This is a genomic window from Rhizobium sp. 01T444 (assembly GCF_056398305.1).
The window spans coordinates 1-720 of sequence record NZ_JBFTPD010000168.1; the positions used below are offsets into that span (position 1 = coordinate 1).

A 720-nucleotide genomic window follows, 5' to 3' on the forward strand; every position below is an offset into this window, starting at 1 on the left:
CCCCCAGGGGCCGGGACAGGTCCGAGGACACGACGAACACCGACCCGAGAGCGGTGTCGAAGACGTATTCATAAAAGCTGCCCAGGTAGGCCGCCTTGCGCAGCGTCGCCGGCAGGCCGATGGCCGCCCCGATCTGCCAGGCTTCCGGCCGAACCGCCACCTTGACCACGCCCGGCGCGATGTCGTAGCGGCGAACCAGGGTCAGCGGGCCCAGGTCCACGCGCCCCTCCGGTTGCGCGACGGCGGGAAACACCATCGCCTCGCCCATGAAGCCGGCCACGAACTCGCTCTCGGGATGGCCGTAGAGCTGCTCGGGCGTGCCGCGCTGCGCGATGGTGCCATGGTCCATCACGATGATCTGGTCGCTCACGGCCAGCGCCTCGCTCTGGTCATGCGTGACATAGGCGACCGTCAGCTGGAGCCGCTGCTGGAGGTTGCGGATTTCCTCGCGCATCTCGCGCCGCAGGCGGGCGTCCAGATTCGACAGCGGCTCGTCGAACAGCAGCACCGCCGGCTCCAGCACGAGCGCCCGCGCCAGCGCCACGCGCTGCTGCTGCCCGCCGGAGAGCTCGCTCGGCATGCGCTCGTCGAAGCCGACCAGGCCGACACCCGCGAGTGCCTCGCGCGCGCGCGCGACGGCTTCGTTCTTGCGCAGGCCGCTCATCTTCAGGCCATAGCTCACGTTCTCGATCACGTCCATGTGCGGGAACAGCGCGTAGC

General features: G+C 69.7%; 1 protein-coding gene. It reads right to left on the reverse strand.

Annotated elements, in window-relative coordinates; all coding sequences use genetic code 11:
* Window positions 1-720: ABC transporter ATP-binding protein (locus AC1DTN_RS37785; protein ID WP_477925254.1), on the reverse strand; the 720-nt coding region annotated here is incomplete at both ends.